We start from the raw sequence: 17,384 nt of genomic DNA on the forward strand, positions 1-17,384 counted from the left end.
TCGGTGACGGCTTTTGGTATGACTCGGGAGATGTGACCTGCGTCACATGGGCGTGCATGCCCTTGTCCGGCCACCCCCGGCTGCGGCGTCCATCTCGTGCTCGCCCTCGGTACCGCGGGGTGGTGCCGGAGCGCCGGGACGCCCGACCGACGCGCCGTCCGGGGCCGGCGCTCGCGATGCCCGCAGGACGCTCGCGTCGCCGGACCGCGTGTGCACCCTCACGTGATACGGCGCGGCGGCGTCCTGCGGGACCTCGACCCGGACCGCGCCGCGGTTGCTGGTCGCGTCGACCACGTATCCGACGCCGGCCGGCAGCCGGACGCGGGCGGTGTCGCCGTCGGCGTCGACGCGGGCCGGCGGGCTCGCGAAGGAGAGGTCGATCGTGTCCTCGTCGGCCTTCGCGGTGACGGTGCCCGCGGTCAGTTCCCTGCCCTCGATCGAACCACCGGTGGTGTGCGCGGACACGTCGCCGGACAGTCCGACGAGGGTGATGCGGCCCGACGACGTCACCGCCTCGACCGCGACTCCCCGGGGAACGGCCACCTCGTACGACACTCGGGCTCCGTCGTGGACGGTCTGCCGCAGGGTCAACGTCGCGTCGGTCAGGGTGTGTTCGGTGACGGGTTCGGCCGAACCGAAGCGCTTGGTCTCGGTGACCACGACGCTCGCGGACTCGGTCCGGCCGACCCGGACGTCGCCTGCCGCGCCGTCGACGACCACGCTGCGGACGGGGCCGCCGACCTCGTATCGGGCGGTGCGGGTGGTGGTGTGGTTCGGCGAGCCGGGCGTACCGCAGGCCGCGGTCACAAGCACGAGGCACGCACAGGCCGGGCAGGCGAGGCGAAGTCGTCGGTGCAGCACGCTGGTTCCTTCCTGTCGGGAATCTCTTCCCGGTGAATCGACCTCTTCGGATTTCCTTCGATCGGGCCCGACACCCCCGGGCCCGGTTGCCTACTCCGTCGCGATCGCGGTCAGCACCGCCGTACAGGCCGCCCGACGCGCCGGCAGCACCGCGGCGAGCACGCCCACCACGCCGGCCCCGGCGACCAGGGCGGCCAGGGTCGCCCACGGCACCGCCAGTACCTCCAGGCCCTGGTCCGCGAGTCCGCGCCGCGCCACGACGCCCCAGCCGACCCCGAGCAGCAGGCCGAACAGCGTGCCGTACAGCGACAGCGCCAACGACTCGGCGCGGACCATCCGCCGGATCTGCCCGCGTGACGTGCCGAGCGCACGCAACAGCCCGATTTCCCGGGTGCGTTCGACGACCGAGAGCGTGAGCGTGTCGACCACGCCCAGCGCGGCGATCAGCACGGCCAGGCCGAGCAGTGCGTAGATCAGGTCGAGCACGCCGTCGATTCCGCCGCGAACGAGCCGCTTGTATTCGTCGCGGTCGCGTGCCGACGCCTGCGGGAACGGCGCGAGCGCGGTCTTCAGCGCGGCCTTGAGCTTCGCCCGGTCGGTGCCCGGCGCGCCGTCGACGAAGATCATCGTGTCCTGCGCACCCGGAGCGAGCGCGGTGAGCGTCTCCAGGGCCACCAGCGGGGCGTCCCGGCGGCCGATGGCCTGCCCGGCGGGATCGGGTTCGCGCAACGCGGCCACGGTCACCGTCAGTTCCGTCCCCGTCGGGCCGCGCAGGAGCACCGCGCTGCCGATCGACAGGTGGAAGTCGCGGGCGTATCCGGCGCCCAGGCTGATCGTGCCCGGCGCCGGCGCGGGTGCCGGCGCTCCCGACACCGAGCGCCGGCGCAGTACCGACGGGAGTTCGGGATCCGCGCCCTGCACCCACCCGTGGTCGGCGCGCCCGTCGGCGAGCACCTCGACCCGGGCCTCCCGCAGCCGAACCACCCGACCCACGCCCGGCGCGCGGCGGACCGCGTCGGACACCTCGGCGGTCAACGGCGCGCCGCCCTTGTCGCTCCGCACGGTGATCTCGCCACCCAGCGTCCGATCGATCCGCGCGTCCATCGAACCGCCCGCGGACGCGGCGACCACCGCCGTCGCCGCGACCACCGCGACGCCGATGGTCAGCGCGGCGGCGGTGGCCCCGGTCCGCCGCGGGTCGCGCATCAGGTTGCCGCGCGCGAGCCGTCCGACCGCCCCGGAGCGCACCAGGATCCGCGCGATCGGCGGGAGCACGGTACGGACCAGGGTCGGCCCCAGCACCACGAAGGCGACCAGGCTGAGCACGATGCCCACGATCGCCGCCGGCCCGCCGGCCACCGCCGCCGCCACCGCGAGGGTGACCAGGACCGCACCGACCACGGCGCGCCCCCGAGCCGGCTCACCCGACCCCGCTCCGACGGCGGCGTCGCGCAGCGCCGCCATCGGCGGGACCCGGCTCGCCCGTGCCGCGGGCACCGCCGCGGCGAGCAGCGTGCCGAGTACGCCGACCAGCAGGGCGGCAACCGGCGTCCGCACCGTGATCACGAGCGGCGCGCCCGTCGAACCCACCCCCACGCCGCCGATCGCGCCCTGGAGCCCGGCGGCCAGGCCGATGCCCGCCGCCAACCCCAGGACCGACGCGATCGACGCCAACAGCAGCGCCTCGACGTACACCCAGCGGCGCACCTGGGCACCGCTCGCGCCCAACGCCCGCAGCAGACCGGACTCGCGGGTTCGGCGGGCCACCAGCATCGAGAACGTGTTGACGATCAGGAAGCCGGCCACGAGCAGCGAGACCCCGGCGAAGCCGAGCATCGCGGACCGCACGAACTCGACGCCGGAGGCGGTGCGCGCGGTCTCGGCGTCCGCGACCCGGGCCCGAGTACGCACCACGGCATCCGTACCGAGCCCCGGCGCCCGCTCGATCCGCCCGGCCAACTCGTCGTCGCTGACGCCCGCCTCCGCGTCCACCCGTACCGACGTCACGACGCCGGGAATGCCCAGCAGGCGTGTGCCCGCGACGGCCGTGTCCAGGAAAACCGACGTGTGCCCGGGGTCGACGGCGCGATACGCGACGATGCCGACCACCGCCGCCTCGAAGCTCCCCGGGACGGCGACGACCCGTACCCGATCGCCGAGGCGCACGTGCGCGCGCCGGGCCGAGTCGGCGTCCACGAGGAGTTCACTCGGACCGTGCGGTTCCCGACCCTGGGCCAGCCGTACCGGTGAGCGCGCGTCGGGGGACCAGTTGGCGGCGGTCGTCGGTCCGCCCGCCGCGCCCTGGACCCGGCGGTTGCCGGCGGCCACCAGCACGACGTTGTCCACCGTGATCGCGGCGCGTGCGTCGCGCACGCCCGGCACTCGGCGCACCAACTCGACCACGTCGGCCGGCAGCGTCGGCGGCCCGCCCGGGGCCGCGCCGCGCAGGCCGGCCGCGCTGTCCGGGCTCGGCGCCCGCACCGTCACGTCGGCCGCGCCGGCCGCCGAAAACTCGGCCGCGGCGCGGGTCACCGTGTCGGCGAGGACGAGCGTGCCGGCGACGAACGCGACCGACAGCAGCACGGCAAGGCCGCACAGCACCATGCGCCCGCGCTGCGCGAGGAACCCGCGCAGGGTTGCCTTCAGCATCGCCTCAGCCCCGTCCGGTGCGAACCGAGGGCGATCCGGCCGGCGGCCGGGCGGCCGGCGGGTCGAGCGTTCGGTGGGTCATGGGTGTCCTCGCTGGGATGCCGTCCGACGGGATCGGACGGGACGGGATGGGTGCGGGTGGATCGGGTGTGGATGGCGTGAGGGGGGAGTGGGTGGGGGAGCGGCCTCGGATCGGGCCGGATCGCCGTGCACCGCGGTGGCCGCAACGCTGTCGCGCCGAGGGGGTGTCGCGCGTCGGGCCCGGGAACGTCGGTCCGCACTCGTTCCGACGGCGGCCGGGTGCCGGCCGCGTCGGTCGCGCGACCGACGCCGGGTGATCCGTCCCAGGGCTGACGCCCGACCCGCTCCCGGCGGGCTAGCGTCGGGGCGTGGAACAGTCCCGCCCGCCCCTGACCCAACGCCTGACACCGCGTCACCTCGCCTGGCTCGACGTGGTGGCGGCGGTGGTCTCGGCCGCGTTGATCTGCCCGAGCCTCGGACGATTGGACGAGCATCACGTGCCGGTGCCGCTCTTCGCGGTCCTGGCCATCGCGCTCGCCGCCGCGGTGGCGCTGCGCCGGCGACATGCCGCGTCGGCCTTCGTGCTCGCGTGCGTCGGCTATGCGGTACTGGCGGCGTACGGGTTCCCGAAGTCGCCGATGATCGCGCTGGTGCTGGTCGTCTACGTGGTCGGCCTGGTCGAACCCCTGTGGCGTTCCGTCGCCTTGCTCGCCGCCGGCAGCGTCCTGGTCGCGCTCGCGCCGTTGGTCGGGAGCTCCGCCGACCGCGGTTGGTCGTCGTGGAGCAGTTGGATCCTCGGCCAGGTGGGCGCACTGCTCGCCTTTTGGACCGTCGGCCGGACGATGGGCAGGCAACGCGCCTACAACGCGGGCCTGCGCGAACAAGCCGAACGCCGGGCCCGGGACGAGACGGACCGGGCCCGGCGCACGCTGGTCGAGGAACGGCTGCGGATCGCGCGGGAGATGCACGACGTGGTGGCGCACAGCATGAGCGTGATAGCGGTACAGGCGGGGGTCGGTCACCATGTGATCGCGGACCGGCCCGACGAGGCCACCAAGGCGCTCGCCGCGATCGAGACGACCAGCCGGGCGGCGCTGCGCGAATTGCGGGCTTTCCTGGGGGTGTTGCGCGAGGAGGCGCCGCCGATCGGGGGACGGGACGGCTTTCACTCGGCGCCCGGTCTGGCGGATGTACCCGGTCTGGTGGAGAAGACCGGTCGGGCCGGGCTGCGGGTCGACGTCCGCATCGACGGCACCCCGCGCGAGTTGCCGTCGGGCATGGATCGCGCGGCGTATCGCATCATTCAGGAGGCGTTGACCAACGTGGTCAAGCACGCCGACACCGATCGGGGCAACGTGTTCATCCACTACGGCGACACCGACATCAGAATCGAGATCACCGACGACGGCTCGGGCCCGCCCGGTCGGGGCGCCGGCGACCTCGAGGGCCCCGACCGGGCGCAGGGTCACGGACTGATCGGCATGCGCGAGCGGGTCGGCCTGTACGACGGCGACTTCCAGGCGGGACCGGATCCGCGCGGCGGCTATCGGGTCGCGGCCCGGCTGCCGCTGGGGATCGGCGCATGAGCATTCGCGTGGTGGTCGCCGACGATCAGACGCTCGTGCGCGCCGGCTTCCGGGTACTTGTCGACTCCGACCCCGGCCTCACCGTGGTGGGCGAGGCCGCCAACGGCGCGCAGGCCCTGGAACTGATCCGCCGGGAGCGCCCCGACGTGGTCCTGATGGACATCCAGATGCCGGAGGTCGACGGCATCGAGGCCACCCGGCTGGCGTTGTCGGGTCCCGATCCGGTGGACACGCGGGTACTCGTGCTGACCACGTTCGACCTCGACGAATACGTGTTCGCGGCGCTGCGGGCGGGGGCGAGCGGCTTCCTGGTCAAGGACACCCCGCCGGCCGATCTGCTCGCCGCGATCCGGGTGGTCGCGGCGGGGGAGGGCCTGCTCTCGCCGGGGGTGACCCGGCGCCTGATCGAGGAGTTCGCCCAACGCCCGATGGCCGCCGTCCTCGCCCCGACCCGCCTGGCCGCCGTCACCGACCGCGAACGCGAGGTCCTGCGCCAGGTCGCCCGCGGCCTGTCCAACGCCGAGATCGCCGCCCGCCTACACCTGTCCCTGTCCACCGCCAAAACCCACGTCAGCCGCCTGCTCACCAAACTCGACGCCCGAGACCGAGCCCAACTGGTCATCGCGGCATACGAATCGGGCCTGATGAACCAGAAGTCGACGACGCGTCCGAAGCCGGTCCCGGCAAACTGCCCCGGACCGACGCCGGATGCGGGCCCGGGGCGTTGACGGCACTGTGTAGCCCGTGCCCATTGATCGCGACCGCCCCGGGATCGGGCCGCCTCGCCGCCCGGCGACACATCCTTGAGCCACGTTTCGGGTTCGTGCCGGCGCTCGACAGGCCGGGGAGCAGGATCGGGGGGCTTCCTCGTCGCCGAGGGCGGGTTCAGGCGGGGTTGCCTGTGTGGCGGGCGCGGAAGGTTGCCGCTTTGACTCGGTTTTGGCAGGCCGTGGAGCAGAATTGGCGGGCGGCGTTGCGGGACGTGTCGACGTAGACGCGGTCGCAGCGCGGGGCTCCGCAGAGGCCGAGGCGTCCGGCGTAGTCGCCGCCGAGGGCCATGGCGAGGCCGGTGGCGCAGCCGGCGCTCCAGCCGATGGCGTAGGAGTCGTCGGCGCCGTGGAAGTGCACCTGCCACGGCTCGCCGGGAACCCGGTCGAGCTGGGGGCGGGCACCGGTGTCCAGGAGCAGCGTGTTGAGCACACGGGCCGCGTCGTCGAGGCGGTCGGCGACCACGGCTTCGAATACCGCCCGTAGGGCGCGCGCGGTGTCGGCCAGTCGGTCGGCCTCGTCGGGGCCCAGGTCCGCTCCGGCGGAGAGCGCGGCCCGGACCGCGCCGATCCGTTCGGCGCCCTCGGGGGCGAGGTAGCGACGGCCGCGTGCCTGGCCGTCGGTCAACGCGTTGACGAGCGCCACCGAGGCATCGAGCAGGGTGCGCATGTGACTGTCGAACAGCACTTGACCAGTTACCTTTCGGTCGCCTACGGTCTGCGTCACTGACAATAGACGATTGACCAGTGACTGGAGGCGTTGTGCCGCGCGCCGAACCCCTGCCTCGCACCGTGCGTCTCCTGCTGCTCGCTCGGGTGGTCAACCGGCTCGGAGCCTTCTCACTGCCCTTTCTCACCGCGCTGGTCAGCGCCGACCACGGCACGAGCGTGACCACCGCCGGGCTGGTCGGCGCCGCCTTCGGGATCGCGACGATCCCCTCGCGGCTGGTGGGGGGAGCACTGGCCGACCGCGTCGGTCGGCGCACGACCATCGTGCTCGGGCTCTGCGGATGCGCGGTGGCGCAGTTGGCGCTCGCCGGCTCCGCGTCCCTGACCTGGGCCATCGTCTGGGCGGTGCTGCTCGGGTCGGCCTTCGAGCTGTACGAACCGCCGAGCCAGGCGATCATCGGCGAGTCGGTGCCGGAGCGGCAACGGGTGCGCGCGTTCAGCCTGTTCGGCGCCGCGCTCGCGGCGGGCGGCATGGGCGCCGGACTGCTCGCCGCCCTCCTCGGGCACTGGGATCTGCGGTGGCTCTTCGTCGCCGACGCCGTGACGTGTCTGGGCTGCGCGCTGCTGATCCGACTGGCCCTTCCCCGCGACCGTCCGACACCGCCCGCGGTGGACCGGGACGACACCGCCGCCGTACGACCGCTGCGGGACCGAGCCCTGCTGCGGGTCCTGGCCACCGGCACCGCGTACGCCCTGATCCACCAGCAGACGGTGACCATCCTCCCGCTCGCCCTCCCGCGACAGGGCCTGCCCGCCGCCGACGCCGGCCTGGTGTTCACCGCCACGGCGGCCACCACCGTGCTTGCCCAACCGCTGATCCGGCTGCCCCGGACGGCCCGGCTCACCACACCCGCCGCGCTCGCCCTCGCCCATGTCCTCCTGGCCGTGGGGCTGATCGGCTTCGCCCTCGCCCGCACCCTGCCGGCGCTGCTCGTCGCGGCGACGGTGGGCAGCCTCGGCGACCTGCTGATCATGGGCCGTGTCTACGCGCTCGTCACCGACCTGGCGCCACCGACCGGAAGCGGCCGATACCTGGCCGTCTTCGGCACCAGCTGGGGCATCGCCGCGACCCTCGCCCCCATCTGCGGCACCCAACTACTCGCCCGCACGGGAACGACCACACTGTGGTCCACGATGGCCGCCCTCTGCCTACTCATCGCCGCGACACACCTCCGCACGACACCGAAACCCCCCGCCCGCCACAACTTTTCGGCGCCGACCCGCCCCAGGGCACCCGGCACCGCGTAGGGGCGGCCGGCGTGTTCGTGCTGGTGCTCACGATCGTGGACATGGTGCCGATCGACGGTTCGGACGCGCTGGACCCGGTGCCGCGCCCGCTCGACGGGCGGGTGCCGCCGGGTGTCAATCGAGGAGGGCGTGCCACAGGGGGGCGGGGTCGGTGAGGGCGAAGAGGTGGCCGGCCTCGGGGAGTATGTGCAGTTCGGCCGCCGGGAGCCGTGCGTGGAGCCAACGGGCCACGCCCACCGGTACGTTCGCGTCGAGGTCGCCGTGCACGATCGTGGTGGGTGCGGTGATCGTACCGAGCGGGTCGGGCAGCGCCCGGTGGTAGCGGCGCATGTCGGCGACGGCCGCTCCGGGCCCCTGGCACAGTGCCGCCTCGGCGTCGCGTGCCGTCGACGCGCGGATCGCCGGGTCGTTCAGGGCGAGCCGGTCGGACTCCGGCAACCCGGCCGGTGGCTTCGCCGGATCCGTCGGGGCCGAGGCCCGCCGGGTGAGGAGTACGCCCAACAGGCCCGGCACGCGCCGGGCCAGCCAGTAGGCGAGGGTCACCACCGGGAGCCGGCCCCGGGCGGCGGAGGCGGGGGCGCCCGGGACCATTCCGCAGGCCACCACCAGGCGTTCGACCCGATCGGGTACGCGCTGCGCGACGGCGAGCGCGTAGCCGGCGCCGCCCGAGATGCCGATCAGCGAGGCTCGGTCGAGTTCGAGCGCGTCCAGCAGGGCGGTGAAGTCGCCGTCCCACGCGTGGAAATCGTCGATGTCGACGGGGTCGGTCTCCCCGAAGCCCGGCCGGTCGGGGCAGATCAACCGGACTCCGGCCGCGGCCGCCGAGGCGTCGAGCGTGTGGGCCTGGAAGCGACTGCCGGGTGTGCCGTGCGCGACGATCGTGGGGACGCCGGTGGGGTCGCCGTAGACGCAGTAGGCGATGCGTCGCCCACCGGGCGCCGGGGCGAATCGGGTCGGCGGCGCGGATATGGTCACGCCCGCCCCCGCGAACGTCCCGCCGGGCCCGCCGGTCGTCCCTCGGCGATCGTGGACTCGATTCCGGCGATCAGGAGTTCGAGGCCCTGCCGGAAACGTTCGGCGTAGTCGTGGTGACGAGCGAAGATCGACACCGCCCGCCGCTCGGGCGACGCGTCGTAGTGTTCGAGTTCGCCTCGACCGAGTCGGATCGCGACATGCCCCGTGACGAAGTCGTGGACGGCCGCGTACGCGTACGCGGCGTGCTCGTCGTCCAGCCCCGCCGTACGCAACGCGCCCGCGACGCGGTGTGCGACCGCGTCCGCGCCCGGTGCGTCGAGGGCGGCCCTGCGGTGTGCCTCCAGGACCAGCGGGTGGCGCATCAGCAACGCGCGCAGTTCCTCGGCGAAGACCCGCACGACGCCCTGCCAGTCGTCGGGCCACACGATCGATCGGGTCACCCGGCCGACCACCTCCGAGACCATCGTGTGACGCAGCGCCTCGATGCCGCCGGTGGTGCGGTGGATCGCCATGGGCGACACGCCCAGCCGGTCACCCAACACGCGAAACGACACGGCGTCCAGTCCACGGTCGTCGGCGATCTCGGTCGCGGCGCCCAGGATCGCCTCCAGCGATACGGCCCTGGGCCGACCCGGCTTCGCCGCCTCGGGCGCGCCATCCGCTGCGCCGCGGGCCGCGCCCCTCGCCGAACCACCCGATGGCTCGGACGCACCTGCTGCACTCATCGAACTCGGCATTGACGATTCCATGAGGACACCCTAACAATACGCGTAACGAAACGCCAAGCGAGGTGCACCGCGCATGTCTGAATTGCACGAACTATCAGCCCTGGAGCTCGGTTCCGTCATCGCCTCCGGAGAAACCTCCCCGGTGGATGTCGTGGACCATTTCCTCCGGCGCGCCGCCGAGGCGGACACGGTCGGGGCGTTCACCACGATCGCCGACACACACGCCAGGGAATCGGCGCGCCGAGCCGAACGCACCCTGCGCGACAGGCGCGACGAGCCGCTGCCCGCGCTCTTCGGAGTGCCCATCGGCATCAAGGACCTCGAGGAGACGCGCGGAATTCGCACCACCTTGGGCAGCAGGGTGTTCCAAAACTGGATCCCGGACGCGGACGGCGAAATCGTCACCATCCTGCGGGCCGGCGGCCTCATCGACATCGGCAAGACCACGGTGCCCGAGTTCGGCGCCGCCTGCTACACCGAACCCGACATCGCCCCGCCCGCGCGCAGCCCGTTCGACCTCGCGTGCGGCGCCGCCGGCAGCAGCGGCGGCGCGGCGGCGTCGGTGGGCGCACGATTGTTGCCGTTCGCGCAGGGCAGCGACACCGCCGGGTCGTTGCGGTCCCCGGCGAGCGTCTGCGGCGTGATCGGCCTCAAGCCGAGCCGGGGCCTGATCACCACCGGCCCCGACCGCGGCGACAACATGGGCCTGTCGGCGCGCGGACCACTGGCCAGGACCGTACGCGACACGGCCGCGCTCCTGGACGTCCTGGCCTCGCGACCAGGCGCGAACACCGTGCATCCCCCGGCGCCTTCGGCGGGCAGCTACCGGGCGGCCTGTGACGGGCCGCTGCCACGCCTGCGGATCGCGGTCGCGCACGGGTCGGTCTCCGGTGGCCCGGTGGCCGCCGAGTCGGCGGAGGCGATCACCCGTACCGGGCTGCTGCTCGAATCCCTCGGGCACACCGTGGTGCGTCGCGACCAGGCCGAGGACCCGCTGTTCACCGAGTCGTTCACCCTGGCCTTCGCGTCCCTCGCCGGCGGCCTGCCGCTGCCGCCGGGCGCAGAGCCCCTGCTGCGCCCGATCGTCCGGCATCTGCGCGCGATCGCGACCCGGACCACGGCGGCCGAACTGGCCGCGGCACTGGGCACGTTGCAGGCGCGGGCCCGCGCGTGGACGCTCGATCACGCCGACGTGGACATCGTGATCACCCCGACGATCACCCGCCCGACACAGACCCTCGGCGAACTGCGCGACGACGCCGACCCGGCGGGCGAACTCGCCGCGATGACGGCCTTCACCGGAAACACCGTCCTCGCCAACGCGACCGGCTTCCCGGCCCTGAGCCTGCCCGTGGAGTGGAGCACGCGAGGAATGCCGATCGGCGTGATGTTCACCGCGGGGTGGGGGCGGGACGACATTCTGTTGCGACTGGCGGCGGAGGTCGAAGAAGCCGCCCCGTGGGCGGAGCACTACCCGAACATCTGAATCGAATATCGACTGCCGAATATCGAATAGGGCACAGGACTCCCGATAACCCGAGAACGACCCCGCGTTCTCGGTCGGCCGGATCCTGCCCGGCGCGGCGCCGTCCTCGCTCCCGGACGGCCCACCGGCGTAGCGCGCCCGTGCGTCCCGGCGTGGTCGGGGCGGCGTGGGCCGCCCCAACCGCTGTGGCCGGCTCGGGACTTACCCGGGCAGTGCGACCGACGGGAAGTCGACCTCGGTGCGGCCGACCGAGTTGAAGTAGTTGGTGAACACGTTGAGCGCGACCGCGCCGATGATCTCGCCGATCTCGCCGTCGTCGTAACCCGCCGCGCGTACGTCGGCGAGATCCGCGTCGGACACGAAGCCCTTCGTGCGCAACACCGCCCGCGCGAAGCGCAGCGCCGCGGCGGCCTTCGGGTCGGACGCCTCGGCGTGGCCACCCGACGCCAGGTCCGCGTCGCTCACCCCGGCGTGGGCGCCGAGTACGTGGTGCGCGGCGTAGCAGTACTCGCACGCGTTCTCGGCCGCCGAGACCAGCGCGATCTGCTCGCGCAGCGCACCCGACAGCGACCCCTTGGCGAGCGCGCCGGCGAAGGAGAGGTAGCCGTCGAGGACGGCGGGCGATACGGCCATCGCCCGCATCATGTTCGGCGTCACGCCAAGGGCGCTCTCCACCTTCGCGAGCAGGCGGCGGGCATCGGGGGCGGCGGTGGCCGGGTCGACCATGGACAGACGGGACATGGCGGGAACTCCTCGACTGGGTATGCGAAACCGGGCCTTCGGCGGCGTGCGCCGAAGGACTGTTGGCAGTGCCAAATATAGTTGGCCCTGCCTAGAATGCAAGAGACGGGGCGATCCGGAACGGGAAGAGGAAACGAAAGAGAGGCAGCACGCCGATGGACGGATCACCGGGGCTCTCGCCCACCGAGCACCTGCTGCTCGGCCTGACCCGGCTCGGCCAGGCGGTGCGCCTGACGGCCTGGCACAACGGCGGTCCGGCGAAGCTGAGTCCGTTGCAGGCCGACATCCTGCTGTACCTGGCCGCGGACGCCCGACCGCGCAGGCAGGGCGAGATCGTCAAGGCGCTCGCCTCCACGCCGCCGACGGTCAGCGACGCGATGCGTGCGCTCACCTCGAAGGGCCTCGTCGACCGCCGGCGTGATCCGGTCGACACGCGCGCGGTGACGCTGACCCTGACGGACGCCGGTCGGGCGGAGGCGGATCGGCTGGGCGTCGTCCCCGCGCCGCTGCGCGAGGCCCTCGACGCGCTGTCGGACGCCGACGTCGCGGCGATGTTGCGCGGAACCACCACGATGATCAAGGTGTTGCAGGAGCACGACGCGATCCCGGTCTCGCGTACGTGCGTGACGTGCCGCTTCTTCCGACCGGACGCGCACCCGCGGGACCCGGACCGTCCCCACCACTGCGCGTTCGTCGACGCACCGTTCGGACCGGGCGAACTACGCGTGGACTGCGCGGACCACGAACCGGCGGACGCCGGACCGGAGGAGGCCCGGTGAGCGGCCCGACGTATTCGGGATCGGCGACGGCCCATCGGCCGTGAACGCGCCTGCGTGAACGCGCCTGCGTGAGCGCCCCTGTGCGAGCGCGCCGTGTGAGCCCCCTACACCCAGCCGCGCCGCACCGCCTGTACGCCGGCCTGGAACCGGTTCTCCGCGCCCAACTCGTCGAGGAGTACCCGCATTCGCCGTCGCAGGCTCCGGGTGCTGATGCCCAGTTGCCGGGCGATCGTCTCGTCCTTGAGCCCGGACAGCAGCAGGTTCAGGATCCGTCGGTCCTCCTCGTCGAGCGGGTCGCCCGCCGACTCGGAGCCGGCGGCGGTGAGGGGGACCGCCTGGGTCCAGAGCCCTTCGAACAGGGTGACCAGGGCGTCGACGAGGGTGGTGCCCCGAATGACCACGCTGCGGGTGATGGGCGGGTCGAGGTGCAGGGGCAGCAGGGCGATCCGGCGATCGGCGACGGACATCTTCAGCGGGACGTCGGCGAGGACCCGGGCCTCTTCGCCGGCCTGCGACAGGCCGGCCACGACGTCCGGGTTCCCGGGTATCTCGAACGACTCCGGGGCGTAGATCGTGCGGTACCGAACCCCGCGGCCCAGCAGGGTGTGTTGGAGCGGGTTGCCGTGGGCCAGGACGTACGGCGGCCGGTCCAGGCTCATGATCTCCTCGGTGGCCTCCTGCTGGAGCCGGGCGAACCACCGGCCGAGTTCGTCGGCGCTGGTCAGCAGTTCGACGCCCTCGCCGGGGCGGGCGGTCTCGCCGAGCGCGCGGTAGAGGGCCTCGAGTTCGGCGGCCGTCTCGGTGACCCGGCCGAGGTCCGCGTGCGCGTTGCGGACCAGGGCGGCCAGGGCGGCGGTGGGGCTGACGGCCGCCCACCGGGTGGGGCGGCCCGAGAGCCGGCTGACCAGACCGTGGCCGCGCAGCCGGGCGAGGGCCGACTGCAGCCGCTCGGCGCCCGAGCCGGTGCGCTCCGCCAAGTCGCGCACGGTGACCGGCGGACCGGCCAAAACGGTGCGATAGACCCGTTCGTCGAACGGCGTGACCCCGACGGCGCCGAACACCAACTCGTCATTTTCCATGGCGAGCGAGCATGGCCGATTCCGGCGCCGGCCGCAACCGGCCGGCGGCCACACCTGGCCGACCGTCGGGAGCCGCGACTACAAAGAGCGCATCACCGGCCCCATGGGAGACGGCATGTTCAACGCACAACATTCACGGTCGAGTTCAGCGAAGGTGTCCCGGCGCCGACTACTCCTGATCGCCACGGTGGCCTTCGGCACCGTGTTCGGCGCGTTCGGCGCGGCGCCCGCCGGAGCGGAACCCGCGGACTCCGCCGACCCGCCGACGACCCTGGCCACCCGGGGCAACGAATGGCGGCAGGTCGGCCCGAACGGCAGCGGCGGCAAACTGGCGTTCACCCCCGCCCGGCCCGAACGAGCCTACGTGCAGACCCCGATCGGCAACGTCGTCTTCCGATCCGACGACCGGGGCAGCACCTGGCAGCAGAGCAACGAACTGCCGGTGGACGCCACGGACGCCGGCGGCATCGCGGCCGGCCCGCTCCGGCCCGACGTGGTGTTCGCGGGCGGCGTGGAGAAGGAGCACTGGCGCGGGTACGTGCTGCGCAGCACCGACGCCGGCAAAACGTTCACCCGGGTGCTGGACACCCCGGGCGGGATCAGCGGCGTCGTGTTCGACCCGACCGGCGCGCGGCTGTACGCGACGGGCGCCGAGGGTGTGCACGTGACCACCGACAACGGCAACACCTGGCAGCTGCTGGCCGGTGCCCCCGCCGACGCGCGCAACCCGAAGTTCACCGACGGCGACCTGTACTTCACCGCCGGCGCCGACGTCTGGGTGCTGCGCCGAGGCGCGCGGACCCCGGTGAAGCTGCCCCGTCCCGGCTCGACCGGCGCGGGCGTCGATCAGTTCACCGGCACCGGCGGCACCCTGGTCGCCAGGGGCGACCTGCAGGTCGCGCAGGTCTCCACCGACCGGGGCGCGCACTGGCGGGCGCTGCGCGGGCCGTGGGGCACCGACGTGGTGGTCCTTGCCGCGATCGTGGACGGCTCGGGCCGGCTGCACATCCAGGTCAACCAGTCCACCGGTGAGATGCAGCAGTGGGGCAGCCGCGACAACGGCCGCACCTGGCGTCCCGAGGCGGGCCTGGCCCGCATCGACCTGTACGAAAGCATCGGCACGTTCCCCGGACGGCCCGGCACCGACGTCATCTCGGCCGGCGCGGGCATCTACACCACCGACGACCACCAGTCCTTCCGCCGGATCGGCGTACCCGGTTCCGAGGTGTTGTCGCTGACCGTCGCCCGGGGCAAGTCGGGCCCGGCGATCGTCGCGGGCACCATGACCGGTACCTACCAGTCGTCCGCGCCCCTGAAGAGCCGACTGCCGCGCGGGTACCAGGAATGGGGCTTCTCCGGCTCGGCGCCGCACACCGTGGGCAACCGGATCGACGGCCTGGCCACCGATCCGTCGAACCCCTCGACGGTGTACCGGGTACGCAACACCTGCACCTTCGATCAACCCTGCTTCTACCTGGAGAAGTCGACCGACGCGGGCGTGCGGTGGACCATCACGCAGACGGCCGTACCGGGCAAGGCTCTCGGCATCGCGGTCAGCCCCGGTGACCCGAAGCGGCTGTACATCGCCACCCACTCGCCGTCTGCGGTGTACACCAGCAACGACGGCGGCGAGTCCCTGGTCCAGAACGGGCAGGGCGACCTGAACGGCTTCACCAGCGTCGCCGTCGACCCGGTCGACCCCGACAGCGCCTGGCTCGGCGGCCCGGACGGGCTCTTCCGCACCACCGACGGCGGCGTCACCCTGACCAAGCTGCTCGACGGCTGGGTGAGCGCGATCGCGCTGAACCCGCGCACCCCGGGCCACGCGGTCATCGCCGCCAGGGACGCGCTGTACGTGACCACCGACGGCGGGAAGAACCTGACGAAGGCGGCCGGCGACCTGACCGGTTACCTGAGTTCGCTGGCGTTCACCCCGGACGGCTCGACGGTGTTCGCGGGCTCGCACGAATACCATTCCCCGGCGCTCGGGGTGCTCCGCAGCACCGACGGCGGCCGCACCTGGGGATCGATCACCAAGAACCTGCCGGAACCGTCGGTCTCGTCGTTGACCGTATCCGCCGACGGCCGGTGGCTGTTCGCGGGCACGACCTACGGAAGCGTGCACCGACTGGCGCTGTAACCACCCTCCGAACGCGTCGCCCCTGCCCGAACTCCGGGCAGGGGCGACGCGTTGGTGTCGTCCAGGGGCACTGATCACTGCGGTTCCCGATGTGCGCCGCCTCCAGCGACCACCAGGTCGGTTTGCCCGAAAAACCCTTCTCGGACGCTCTCTAGCGGCGCAGGCCGCGGTCCAGTGCGGCGACGGCGCTTCCGCGCGAATCGTCGCCGTCCAGGGCCCAGATCATCACGCCGGCCAGGTCGTTGCGGCGCGTGTAGCGGGCCTTGGCGGTGAGGACTTCGGAGTTGTCGAAGCTGTAGAAGGTGTCGCCGTCGTACTTCCACGAGGCGCCGTGGACGCGGTCGACGTAGGTCCTGCCGGGGCGGGCGCCGAGTTCCTTGTAGGTGAGGTCCGGTGCGGTGCCGGTGGCCTTCTGGTAGAGGCCGTTGCGGTCGCCCGCCGGAACGCCGGTCCATCCGTGGCCGTAGAACGGGACGCCCAGGACCGTTTTCCCGGACGGCAGGCCGAGTTCGGCGTAGTGGTCGACGGCCTGGTCGGCGCTGCGTCGGCGGACGTCGGGGTCGGTGGGGTCGGAGTAGAGGTTGGCGTGGTGGTTGGCCGGGCCCTTGGCCTCCCAACTGCCGTGGAGGTCGTAGGTCATGAGGTTGATGTAGTCGACCGAGCCGGAGACCGCGGGGATCTCCAGACGGTCGGCGACCACGGAACTGGCCGGCAGGGCAGCGGTCAGCAGGTAGTGCCGGGGCTTGCCGTGGGCCTGGGCCTTGGCGCGCTGTGCGGCGTACTCGTCGAGCTGTTTGCGGAACTCGGCCATCAGCAGGGTGAAGTTGCGGCCGTCCTCGGGGCGCGAGACGTTGCCCTCCGCGCCGCCGCCACCCGGATACTCCCAGTCGACGTCGATACCGTCGAAGACACCCTCGGCGGCGCCGGGGCCGCCTTCCGGGGCGCCGTCGAGCCTCGGCACGTTGCCCTTGATGTAGAGGTCGACGCAGGAGGAGACGAACTTCTTGCGTGACTCGTCGGTGGCGGCCGCGTCGGAGAAGTACTTGGACCAGGCCCAGCCGCCGAGCGAGACGACGGTACTGAGCTGCCGGTTCTCGCCCTTCAGTTTGCGCAGTTGGTTGAAGTGGCCCTTGAGCGCCTGGTCGGGTGCGTCGGCCACGCCGTCCACCGACTGGGCGGCGGTGAACGGGCGTTGGTAGTCGTCGTAGGCGTAGCCCTGGCCGTCGACGTTGGCCTCGAAACAGGTCCCCTCGGCGGAGACGTTGCCGAAGGCGTAGTTGATGATGGTCAGCTTCGCGGCCTGGCCGGTGTCCTGAACACGTTTGGCGGAGCTGTCGGCGCCCCACTGGGTGAAGTAGCCGATCCGCTGGCCCTTCGGCTTGGGGCCGTGGGACCCGTGGCCGGCGGTGTTCGCGGCGTGCGCGGTGGTGGTGGCGGTGGCCAGCAGCAAGGCGGCGGTGACGGCCGCGAGCAGACCGGAGGGACGAACGGGCATACACGATCTCCTAGTTCCGGCGGTGCGTCCATACGCCAGGAGGGCAGGCGTAGCAGAGGTCTAGTCCATTCGGTTCACCCGGACAAGGGATTCGTGCGGA

At 72.8% G+C, this 17,384-nt stretch carries 14 protein-coding genes; 6 read left to right on the plus strand and 8 right to left on the minus strand.

Annotation, left to right across the window (positions count from 1 at the left end):
- Positions 1–42: 42 nt before the first annotated feature.
- The gene (locus ACFRCG_RS28485; RefSeq protein WP_380036602.1) at positions 43–861 is read right to left on the minus strand and encodes a hypothetical protein; all 819 of its coding nucleotides are present in this window, start codon (positions 859–861) and stop codon (positions 43–45) included.
- Between the two features lie 90 nt (positions 862–951).
- On the minus strand, positions 952–3,510 hold the full coding sequence (locus tag ACFRCG_RS28490) for an ABC transporter permease (RefSeq protein WP_380036604.1): 2,559 nt from the start codon (positions 3,508–3,510) through the stop codon (positions 952–954).
- Between the two features lie 389 nt (positions 3,511–3,899).
- Here ACFRCG_RS28490 and ACFRCG_RS28495 point away from each other — a divergent pair, with 389 nt between their 5' ends.
- Entirely contained in the window at positions 3,900–5,117 is a 1,218-nt protein-coding gene (locus tag ACFRCG_RS28495) for a sensor histidine kinase (protein WP_380036606.1), read from the plus strand.
- Positions 5,114–5,845, plus strand: coding sequence for a response regulator (locus ACFRCG_RS28500; protein WP_380036608.1), 732 nt, complete (start codon positions 5,114–5,116; stop codon positions 5,843–5,845). Before ACFRCG_RS28495 ends, ACFRCG_RS28500 begins: the two co-directional genes overlap by 4 nt.
- 157 nt (positions 5,846–6,002) lie before the next feature.
- On the opposite strand, the gene ACFRCG_RS28505 is transcribed toward ACFRCG_RS28500, so the two are convergent.
- Complete coding sequence (locus ACFRCG_RS28505) at positions 6,003–6,572, minus strand: CGNR zinc finger domain-containing protein (protein ID WP_380036610.1); 570 nt, start codon at positions 6,570–6,572, stop codon at positions 6,003–6,005.
- A 59-nt stretch (positions 6,573–6,631) separates the two neighbouring features.
- Between ACFRCG_RS28505 and ACFRCG_RS28510 the strand changes: the two genes are divergently transcribed.
- Positions 6,632–7,861, plus strand: a complete 1,230-nt coding sequence (locus ACFRCG_RS28510; RefSeq protein WP_380036612.1) for an MFS transporter — start codon at positions 6,632–6,634, stop codon at positions 7,859–7,861.
- Between the two features lie 114 nt (positions 7,862–7,975).
- Here the strand turns inward: ACFRCG_RS28510 and ACFRCG_RS28515 are convergent, their stop codons facing one another.
- Together ACFRCG_RS28515 and ACFRCG_RS28520 are read right to left on the minus strand one after the other, a co-directional pair.
- Entirely contained in the window at positions 7,976–8,836 is an 861-nt protein-coding gene (locus ACFRCG_RS28515) for an alpha/beta fold hydrolase (RefSeq protein WP_380036614.1), read from the minus strand.
- Positions 8,833–9,561, minus strand: a complete 729-nt coding sequence (locus tag ACFRCG_RS28520; RefSeq protein WP_380036616.1) for a TetR/AcrR family transcriptional regulator — start codon at positions 9,559–9,561, stop codon at positions 8,833–8,835. Before ACFRCG_RS28520 ends, ACFRCG_RS28515 begins: the two co-directional genes overlap by 4 nt.
- 76 nt (positions 9,562–9,637) lie before the next feature.
- On the opposite strand from ACFRCG_RS28520, the gene ACFRCG_RS28525 reads away from it, so the two are divergent.
- Entirely contained in the window at positions 9,638–11,050 is a 1,413-nt protein-coding gene (locus ACFRCG_RS28525) for an amidase (protein ID WP_380036618.1), read from the plus strand.
- Between the two features lie 201 nt (positions 11,051–11,251).
- Here the strand turns inward: ACFRCG_RS28525 and ACFRCG_RS28530 are convergent, their stop codons facing one another.
- On the minus strand, positions 11,252–11,791 hold the full coding sequence (locus tag ACFRCG_RS28530; protein WP_380036620.1) for a carboxymuconolactone decarboxylase family protein: 540 nt from the start codon (positions 11,789–11,791) through the stop codon (positions 11,252–11,254).
- Between the two features lie 155 nt (positions 11,792–11,946).
- Here ACFRCG_RS28530 and ACFRCG_RS28535 point away from each other — a divergent pair, with 155 nt between their 5' ends.
- Positions 11,947–12,570 carry a MarR family winged helix-turn-helix transcriptional regulator gene (locus ACFRCG_RS28535; RefSeq protein WP_380036622.1) on the plus strand — a complete coding sequence of 208 codons (624 nt, stop codon included), beginning with the start codon at positions 11,947–11,949 and terminating at the stop codon, positions 12,568–12,570.
- A 104-nt stretch (positions 12,571–12,674) separates the two neighbouring features.
- On the opposite strand, the gene ACFRCG_RS28540 is transcribed toward ACFRCG_RS28535, so the two are convergent.
- Positions 12,675–13,649 carry a helix-turn-helix domain-containing protein gene (locus tag ACFRCG_RS28540; RefSeq protein WP_380036624.1) on the minus strand — a complete coding sequence of 325 codons (975 nt, stop codon included), beginning with the start codon at positions 13,647–13,649 and terminating at the stop codon, positions 12,675–12,677.
- A 115-nt stretch (positions 13,650–13,764) separates the two neighbouring features.
- Between ACFRCG_RS28540 and ACFRCG_RS28545 the strand changes: the two genes are divergently transcribed.
- Entirely contained in the window at positions 13,765–15,789 is a 2,025-nt protein-coding gene (locus ACFRCG_RS28545) for a WD40/YVTN/BNR-like repeat-containing protein (RefSeq protein ID WP_380036626.1), read from the plus strand.
- Between the two features lie 151 nt (positions 15,790–15,940).
- Here the strand turns inward: ACFRCG_RS28545 and ACFRCG_RS28550 are convergent, their stop codons facing one another.
- Complete coding sequence (locus tag ACFRCG_RS28550; RefSeq protein ID WP_380036628.1) at positions 15,941–17,284, minus strand: glycoside hydrolase family 18 protein; 1,344 nt, start codon at positions 17,282–17,284, stop codon at positions 15,941–15,943.
- Positions 17,285–17,384 lie beyond the last annotated feature (100 nt).

This window comes from Embleya sp. NPDC056575 (assembly GCF_042793325.1).
GTDB lineage: Bacteria > Actinomycetota > Actinomycetes > Streptomycetales > Streptomycetaceae > Embleya.

What these genes read in the sequence shown, in the direction of transcription:
- ACFRCG_RS28550 (WP_380036628.1), bottom strand. Translation starts at nt 17,284, where the DNA reads ATGCCCGTTCGTCCCTCCGGTCTGCTCGCGGCCGTCACCGCCGCCTTG.
- ACFRCG_RS28540 (WP_380036624.1), bottom strand. Translation starts at nt 13,649, where the DNA reads ATGGAAAATGACGAGTTGGTGTTCGGCGCCGTCGGGGTCACGCCGTTC.
- ACFRCG_RS28535 (WP_380036622.1), top strand. Translation starts at nt 11,947, where the DNA reads ATGGACGGATCACCGGGGCTCTCGCCCACCGAGCACCTGCTGCTCGGC.
- ACFRCG_RS28500 (WP_380036608.1), top strand. Translation starts at nt 5,114, where the DNA reads ATGAGCATTCGCGTGGTGGTCGCCGACGATCAGACGCTCGTGCGCGCC.
- ACFRCG_RS28520 (WP_380036616.1), bottom strand. Translation starts at nt 9,561, where the DNA reads ATGAGTGCAGCAGGTGCGTCCGAGCCATCGGGTGGTTCGGCGAGGGGC.
- ACFRCG_RS28525 (WP_380036618.1), top strand. Translation starts at nt 9,638, where the DNA reads ATGTCTGAATTGCACGAACTATCAGCCCTGGAGCTCGGTTCCGTCATC.
- ACFRCG_RS28530 (WP_380036620.1), bottom strand. Translation starts at nt 11,791, where the DNA reads ATGTCCCGTCTGTCCATGGTCGACCCGGCCACCGCCGCCCCCGATGCC.
- ACFRCG_RS28490 (WP_380036604.1), bottom strand. Translation starts at nt 3,510, where the DNA reads ATGCTGAAGGCAACCCTGCGCGGGTTCCTCGCGCAGCGCGGGCGCATG.
- ACFRCG_RS28545 (WP_380036626.1), top strand. Translation starts at nt 13,765, where the DNA reads ATGTTCAACGCACAACATTCACGGTCGAGTTCAGCGAAGGTGTCCCGG.